Raw genomic sequence first — 4,096 nt, 5'->3', positions numbered from 1 at the left:
GGCCTCGGCCTGGTCTCCGGCGATCGCCAGGGCCAGCGCCCGGCGGCTTCGCTCCAGCGCGGCGCGGGTCTCGCGGATCTGCTGGTCGAGGATCAGCAAGGCGTTGCGGTCGTAGAGGTCTTCGGTGGCCCGGGCGACGTTCCCCCGCGCCAGGATGTTGTGCAACTTGAGCATGGTGTGGCTCCTGCCGTATGAACATCGTTCACAACAGGAATGTCCCACGATCATGAACAGCGTTCAAGTGCGATTTTGCACGTCGTACAAATTGCTGTTGCGAGGCGCGGCGTGACCGGGGCAGACGCCGACGCGAAGCCGTTGAAAGCGGAGGCACGCCGTGCTGCCTTGCGCAAACTGCTCATCGCAGCGGCCGAGCGTCGGATCTCCGAGGACGGCTTGGGCGCCCTGCGCGCGCGCGACCTCGCAGCGGACGCAGGCTGCGCACTTGGGGCGATCTACGGCGCCTTTCCGGACCTCGACGCGCTGATCCTGGAGGTGAATCTGCGCACGCTGGCCCTGTTCGAGGCCGCGCTCGGGTCCGATGGCGGCGGGTTCGACGTGACGGATGCGGCGGACGAACTTGTCCGGCTGGGCCAAGCCTACCTTGCCTTCGCACAGAGCCACGGGAAGCGTTGGCGCGCGCTGTTCCAGCACCAGTTCGCGGACGGGCGCCGCCTGCCGGACGGCTACGTGGCCGAGCAGGCGCGCCTGTTCCACCGCATCGAGGCGCCATTGCAGGCTCTGCGCCCGGACCTCTCGGCGCAAGAGCGCGTGCTGCTGGCCCGCAGCCTGTTCTCGGCGACGCACGGCATCGTCATGCTCGGCCTCGACGCGCGCCTGATGGCGCTGCCGCCCGCGGTGGTAGGCCCCCAGCTCGACCTGCTGATTCGCGCGATGGCGACGGGGCTCGCGAGCCGTGCCTAGTGGGGTATCGCGCCGCTTTGGTCCGCTGCCGGGGCCTTTATGTACCGGTCCATCCACGTGAGCGTCGCGGGCACCCGCCGGGCCTTTCTCAACCGGCGGTCGCCGACGTGAGCGCTCGGCCCCGCCCCCGCGCTTGCGCGACGCCGCGGACGGCCTCCACAGCGTCGGCTCGGCTCGCATCGCAGGGCAACAGGGTCCAGAGCCGGAGAAGCTGGCTGAGCGCCGCCATCTCGCGTGATACGGCGGATGCGCCGAAGATCGTCGGAACCGTGCCGCCGAGCGCCTCCGCGAGGCGGCTCAGGTCCTCGTTGTCCTGCCGAGTCTGGCTGGGCTCGGTTTGCATCGACGGTCGCCTCCGACTGGCCATGCGACCGCAGGCATTCTGGTATTCCGCATACAAGACGCTTTTGTCGCAACCCGCAACCTATGGTCGAAACACGACGTTGTGAGTTCAGTTTGTGTCGACGAATTTGGGCTTCGAAGACCGCACGATGGCGATAGACGACAGGCCCACAGACGACACCATGATCGACGCCTGCCTGAGGCTGCACGAGATCGTCCGCAAGATCGGGACACCGGAGATGGTGTTGATCTCGCGCCTGCTGCTCTTTCAGGCCGGGCTGCAGATCGCGGATGCGATCAAGGCCGACGAGGCGCGCGACCCGTCCAGCGAGCGCTGACCCTTCAAAACAACCGGACTTACCCGCGCCCTCACCTTGAGGTTTCCGCTTCGCGAAAGCGCCTCGGGAAGGATGCGGGTGGAACCGTCGTTTTGTCGGTCGTCGCGCGCGGCCGCGGCGTAACCGGCCCCGAGGTCGATCCGCCTTCAATCGGTCTTGCCGTCGAGCCCGAGCCAGTGCCGGCCGTCGCGGGCCAGAAGGTCGTCGGCGGCCTTCGGGCCGGGGGTGCCGGCGGCGTAATCCTCCACCGGGGCAGTCTTCCAGGCCTCGAGCAGCGGCTCGACCGCGGCCCAGCCGGCCTCGATGTTGTCGGCGCGCTGGAACAGCGTCGCGTCCCCGGTCATGCAATCGTAGAGCAGGGTCTCGTAGCCGACGTTCGGCTGGTTCTTGAAGAAGTCGGCGTACTTGAACCCCATCGTCACCCGGCCGATCTGCATCTGCGGCCCGGGCACCTTGACGTTCAGCTCGGTGCCGGCGCCGTGGTCGGGGTCGATGGTGATCCGCATCACGTTGGGGCTCAGCTCGGCCACCGGCGTGTCGGCGAACAGCTGGAACGGCGCCGGCTTGAACAGGATCGCGATCTCGGTGCGGCGGCCGGTCATGCGCTTGCCGGTGCGGACGTAGAACGGCACGCCGGCCCAGCGCCAGTTGTCGATCTCGAGCTTCAGGGCGACGTAGGTCTCGGTGGTGGAATCCTTCGCCACGTGCGGCTCTTCCCGGTAGCCGACCACCGGCTTCCCTTCGAGCGTGCCGGCGACGTACTGGCCGCGCACCGCGTGGTCGGGTCGGATCGGCTTGACGGCCTGCGCGAGCTTCGCCTTCTCGCCGCGCACGTCCTCGGCGGAAAACGAGTTCGGCGGCTCCATCGCCACCATGCAGAGCAGCTGGAACATGTGGTTGGGCACCATGTCCCGCAGCGCGCCGGTGGGCTCGTAGAACCCGCCACGCTCCTCCACGCCCACGGTCTCGCCGGCGGTGATCTGGATGCTATCGACGTATTCGCGCCGCCAGACCGGCTCCAGCATGCCGTTGGCGAAGCGCAACGCCATGATCGACTGCACGGTCTCCTTACCCAGGAAGTGGTCGATCCGGTAGAACTGGCTCTCGTCGGCCTGTTTCAGGATCTGGGCATTCAGAGCCTTGGCGGAGGCGAGGTCGGAGCCGAACGGCTTCTCGATCACCACCCGTCGGAAGGCGTCGTCCGCCTGCTTGAGCAGGCCCGCTCGCCCGAGCCCGTCGACGAGGCTGCCGAAGAAGCGCGGCGCCACCGCGAGGTAGAACACCACGTTGCCCGAGACCTTGCCCTTCAGCGCCTCGAAGGTTCCGGCGTCCTCGAAGTCGCCTTTGAGGAAGTGGATGCGCTCGCGGATGAAGCCCCAGCTCTTCGGGTCGATCCGGTCGGCGTGGAACTCGGAGCCGGGGTCCTTGCTCAAGGTCTCCATCGAGGTGGTGAGTTCGGTGCGCAGGCCCTCGTCGCTGCCGTCGTTGTGATCGACGCCGAGGATCGTGAAGCCCGGATCGAGCAGGCCCGAGCCGGCGAGGTTGTAGAGCGAGGGCATCAGCAGGCGCTTGGTCAGGTCGCCGGCCGCGCCGAAGATCACCAGCGTGCAGGGCGGCGCCGGCTTCGTGCCGCAGGCGGCATGGTCCTTCAGGGGCGCGTCGTGTGTCGGCTCGGGCATCGGCGTCGTCCGGTTCTTCGACGCGATGGTGCGTCGCGGCATTCGATCGCACGACAACCGGCGAGCGGCATGGCCGTTCCGGCGGAGACGCGATCGTGTGGAGGGAGGTGTGGACCCTCACCCCCGCCGGCGCAGCACCACGCCCGGCAGCGGGCAGGCGGCCGGGACGACCGCGAGGACGACCGAACTCGGGCACAGGGCGCGGCAGCCGAGCGCGGCGTCGATCTGGTCGCGGCCGCAGGCGGTCGCGTCGCAGAACCGCCCAAGATCCTCGCAGGTCGCCAGGAACCGGCCCGCTCCGGGTCGCGCGTGCAGGTCGGCGGCGCCGACGGGGCCAGAGAGGACGAGGAGGGCGGCGAGGCCGAGCCGGATCATGGGTGCGCCTTCCCAGCGGCGGACGGAGCCGTGGCGTAGCATGGCGGCGCGCGGCGCCCTATGGCATGGACGCGACAGGCGAAACGCGATCCGGACCCCGACGTGCTCGACATCCGCGGCCTCTCCAAGACCTATGCCGACGGCACCCAGGCGCTCGCGGGCGTCGACCTGTCGGTGGAGGCCGGCGAGGTCGTCGCGCTGATCGGCGGTTCGGGCTGCGGCAAGACCACCCTGCTGCGCCTGATCGCCGGCCTCGACCGCGGCAGCGCCGGCACGATCACGCTGGACGGCGAGGGCATCGCCGCGCCCCACGCGAGCGTCGGCCTGGTGTTCCAGGAGCCGCGCCTGCTGCCCTGGCTCGCGGTGGCCGACAACGTCGGCTTCGGCCTCGACGGGGTCCGCCGGCCCGAGCGCCGCGCCCGCATCGCCCACGCGCTGGAG

The 4,096-nt window shown here is 69.4% G+C and carries 6 protein-coding genes and 1 pseudogene; 3 read left to right on the top strand and 4 right to left on the bottom strand.

Annotation, left to right across the window (positions count from 1 at the left end; all coding sequences use genetic code 11):
• A pseudogene (locus FV222_RS31305) lies at positions 1 to 174 on the bottom strand (PspA/IM30 family protein); the annotation flags it as partial.
• Between the two features lie 168 nt (positions 175 to 342).
• On the opposite strand from FV222_RS31305, the gene FV222_RS19075 reads away from it, so the two are divergent.
• Positions 343 to 921, top strand: coding sequence for a WHG domain-containing protein (locus FV222_RS19075; protein WP_246685544.1), 579 nt, complete (start codon positions 343 to 345; stop codon positions 919 to 921).
• Between the two features lie 88 nt (positions 922 to 1,009).
• Here FV222_RS19075 and FV222_RS19070 read toward each other — a convergent pair whose 3' ends face one another.
• A complete protein-coding gene (locus FV222_RS19070; RefSeq protein WP_147762143.1) occupies positions 1,010 to 1,264 on the bottom strand; it encodes a hypothetical protein in 255 nt (84 codons plus the stop codon).
• Between the two features lie 181 nt (positions 1,265 to 1,445).
• Here FV222_RS19070 and FV222_RS19065 point away from each other — a divergent pair, with 181 nt between their 5' ends.
• Positions 1,446 to 1,601, top strand: a complete 156-nt coding sequence (locus FV222_RS19065) for a hypothetical protein (protein ID WP_187277380.1) — start codon at positions 1,446 to 1,448, stop codon at positions 1,599 to 1,601.
• A gap of 146 nt (positions 1,602 to 1,747) precedes the next feature.
• Here the strand turns inward: FV222_RS19065 and zwf are convergent, their stop codons facing one another.
• Both zwf and FV222_RS19055 read right to left on the bottom strand, forming a co-directional pair.
• Positions 1,748 to 3,280, bottom strand: coding sequence for a glucose-6-phosphate dehydrogenase (gene zwf / locus FV222_RS19060; RefSeq protein ID WP_147762141.1), 1,533 nt, complete (start codon positions 3,278 to 3,280; stop codon positions 1,748 to 1,750).
• 117 nt (positions 3,281 to 3,397) lie between these two features.
• Complete coding sequence (locus FV222_RS19055) at positions 3,398 to 3,655, bottom strand: hypothetical protein (protein ID WP_147762140.1); 258 nt, start codon at positions 3,653 to 3,655, stop codon at positions 3,398 to 3,400.
• 102 nt (positions 3,656 to 3,757) lie between these two features.
• Between FV222_RS19055 and FV222_RS19050 the strand changes: the two genes are divergently transcribed.
• The coding region (locus FV222_RS19050; RefSeq protein WP_147815396.1) for an ATP-binding cassette domain-containing protein at positions 3,758 to 4,096 on the top strand (339 nt) is incomplete at its 3' end.

The sequence above is a fragment of the Methylobacterium sp. WL103 genome (assembly GCF_008039885.1).
Classification (GTDB): domain Bacteria; phylum Pseudomonadota; class Alphaproteobacteria; order Rhizobiales; family Beijerinckiaceae; genus Methylobacterium; species Methylobacterium cerastii.
Note: the sequence above shows the minus strand (reverse complement) of the source record. Positions and strands in the feature narration are given on the sequence as shown.

Bases quoted from the DNA above. Each gene is read 5' to 3' on its own strand.
- zwf (WP_147762141.1), bottom strand. From the start codon at position 3,280: ATGCCCGAGCCGACACACGACGCGCCCCTGAAGGACCATGCCGCCTGC.
- FV222_RS19070 (WP_147762143.1), bottom strand. From the start codon at position 1,264: ATGCAAACCGAGCCCAGCCAGACTCGGCAGGACAACGAGGACCTGAGC.
- FV222_RS19065 (WP_187277380.1), top strand. From the start codon at position 1,446: ATGATCGACGCCTGCCTGAGGCTGCACGAGATCGTCCGCAAGATCGGG.
- FV222_RS19055 (WP_147762140.1), bottom strand. From the start codon at position 3,655: ATGATCCGGCTCGGCCTCGCCGCCCTCCTCGTCCTCTCTGGCCCCGTC.